This is a genomic window from Microbacterium sp. UBA3394 (genome assembly GCF_002358725.1).
In the GTDB taxonomy this organism is placed as follows: Bacteria; Actinomycetota; Actinomycetes; order Actinomycetales; family Microbacteriaceae; genus Microbacterium; species Microbacterium luteum.
Window position 1 is genome coordinate 5,184 of record NZ_DEPK01000079.1, and the last position, 2,588, is coordinate 7,771.

Annotated in this window: 2 protein-coding genes; both read right to left on the reverse strand. The window is 73.5% G+C overall.

What is annotated here, in order from left to right; all coding sequences use genetic code 11:
* The coding region (locus B4E30_RS04515; RefSeq protein WP_286793678.1) for a family 43 glycosylhydrolase at positions 1-281 on the reverse strand (281 nt) is incomplete at its 3' end.
* 2 nt (positions 282-283) lie between these two features.
* The gene (locus B4E30_RS04520; protein WP_286793679.1) at positions 284-2,587 is read right to left on the reverse strand and encodes a beta-glucosidase family protein; all 2,304 of its coding nucleotides are present in this window, start codon (positions 2,585-2,587) and stop codon (positions 284-286) included.
* Position 2,588: the final 1 nt, after the last annotated feature.

The window sequence follows — 2,588 nt, forward strand, 5'->3', positions numbered from 1 at the left end:
CCCATCGCGTCGGTGATCACGAGGTGGAACCGGCCGTCGTGGTGGCGGATCGTCGGGGCCCACGCGCCGCCGCCGGTCGGGACCGACTCGGCGCCCAGCTGGCCCGGCCTTGTCGCGACGTGCCCGATGAGCTCCCACGTCTCGAAGTCCTTCGAGCGGTGGATGGGGATGCCCGGCAGGTACTCGAAGGTGCTGGTGGCGAGGTAGTACCACCCGTCGACCGCGACGATGCTCGGGTCGGGGTGGAACCCGTTCACGAGCGGGTTGTGGAGCGTCGTCATGATCAGCCTGCGGCCACGTCCCATCCGAACTCGAGCGGCGCGTCGACCGCGGATGCGCCGATGCGCAGGGTGAAGGCGCCGGGTTCGACCTCCCACGCGTCGGCCCAGTGCGCGAAGCGCCGGTCGGGGAGGGGGATGCGTGCGGTCACCGTCTGACCGGCGGCCGCGCGCACGACGCCGTATCCGACCAGCCAGCGCACCGGGCGCTCGATCGACGAATCCGCCCGCTCGGCGTAGACCTGCACCACGTGCTTGCCGGGGCGGTCTCCGGTGTTGGCGAGGGTCACCTCGAGGGCGTCGCCGTCGCGCTGCGCCGCGCCCCACGACCAGGTCGTGTAGCCCAGGCCGTGGCCGAACGGGAAGGCGGGGGCGACCGCATCCTTCAGCCACGCGCGGTAGCCGATGTGGATGCCCTCGGTGTAGGCCAGCGCGCCGTCGGTCGGCGTGACCTCGGCGACCGGCACGTCGGCGAGGGCGGCCGGCCACGTGGTGGGGAGCCGTCCGCCGGGCTCGGCGGTGCCGGTGAGCACGTCCGCCACCGCGGTGCCGAACTCCTGACCGCCGAAGTAGCCCTGCACGATCGCCGCGACGTCGTGCGCCCACGGCAGCTCGACCGGAGAGCCGGCGTTGACGACGACGACGGTCGGCGTGCCGGTCGCCGCGACGGCGCGGACCAGGTCGTCCTGGCGGCCGGGAAGAGCCAGGTCGGTGCGGTCGTAGCCCTCGGACTCGACTTTGGAGTTGGTGCCGACGACCACGACGGCGACCTCCGCGTCGGCCGCCGAGGCGACGGCGCGGGCGATGAGCTCGTCCGGGTCGGTGCGCTCCGGGGCGATCCCGAGCGTCGCGGAGAGGGCGCCGCTGAGCGGGCTCTCGCTTTCGTTGACACGCAGTTCGAGCCGGATGCGGCGTGCGACGCCCGCCTGCACGGCGACCGTCGCCGTCAGAGACGGCGGGTTGAGGAATGCCGCTCCGAGGTCGGTTCCCTCGACCACGGGCGCCTCGTCGAGGACCGTCTCGCCGTCGACCTGCAGCAGGCCGGGGTTGCCGCCGGCGAAGCCGAGCTCGATCTCGCCGGTCTCGGCGGCGACGTAGTCGGCCTCGAGCACGACGCGCCGGCTCGCCGCGATCGGCGCGTCGCCCCCGAACCAGACGAGAGCGGTCGAGCGGCGGTCCTCGGCGAACAGCTCCGCGCCGTCTGCGTCGAAGAAGCTCACCCGCACCCCCGGCAGGCCGGTGGCGGGGTTCGTGATCTGGCTCAGCGGGATCTCCGCCACGCCCTCCTGCACGACGGCGCCGATCTCATAGGCGACCTCGGCGTTCGCGAAGGCGGTGCGGATGCCCTCGAGCGGCGTCACGATCTGCTCGGGCAGCACGGTCGCGCTGCCGCCGCCCTGGGTGCGGGCCTCGAGAGCGTTGTGGCCGATCACGGCGATGCGGGAGAGCGCCGGCGACAGCGGGAGCACCCCGTCGTTCGCCAGCAGAACGGTGCCCTCGACGGCGGCCTCGCGCGCGAACGCGCGGGCGTCGACCGGGGCGGGCGTGACGGCGGCATCCGACCCGAGGGCCCCGACGCGCTCGGCCAGCAGCAGCAGCCGCAGCACCTTGCGGTCGAGGTCGGATTCGGACACGCGGCCCTCGCGCACGGCGTCGACGAGCCCGGCCCACGCCGGCGCGGGACCGGGCATCGCGAGATCCTGCGAGGCGGCGACCGCGTCGAGCGACCGCACGGCCGTCCAGTCGCTGATCACCACGCCGTCGAAGCCCCACTCGGAGTTCAGCGGCGTCTCGAGCAGGTCGTTCTCGGTCATGGTCACGCCGCGCACCGAGTTGTACGCGCTCATGATCGTCCACGCGCCGGCGTCGGCGACCGCGCGCTCGAACGGTGCGAGGTACAGCTCGCGCAGCGGGCGGTCATCGAGCTGAACGTCGACGGTGAAGCGGTCGGTCTCCGAGTCGTTCGCGACGTAGTGCTTCGGGCAGGCGGCGACGCCGTTGTCCTGCAGGCCGCGCACGTAGGCGGCGGCGAGTCCCGAGGTGAGCTCGGGGTCTTCGCTGAAGCACTCGAAGTGGCGTCCGCCGAGAGGCGAGCGGTGCAGGTTGATCGTCGGGCCGAGCACGACGTCGACGTCTTTCCGGCGCGCCTCGGATGCCGCCGCGGCGCCGTACCGGTACGCGAGCGCGTCGTCCCACGAGGCCGCGAGAGCCGACCCCGAAGGCAGGTTGAGCGAGGGCTCGCGTTCATCCCAGCGGGGACCGCGCACGCCGGCGGGGCCGTCGGAGAGCGTCATCGCGCGCAGGCCGATC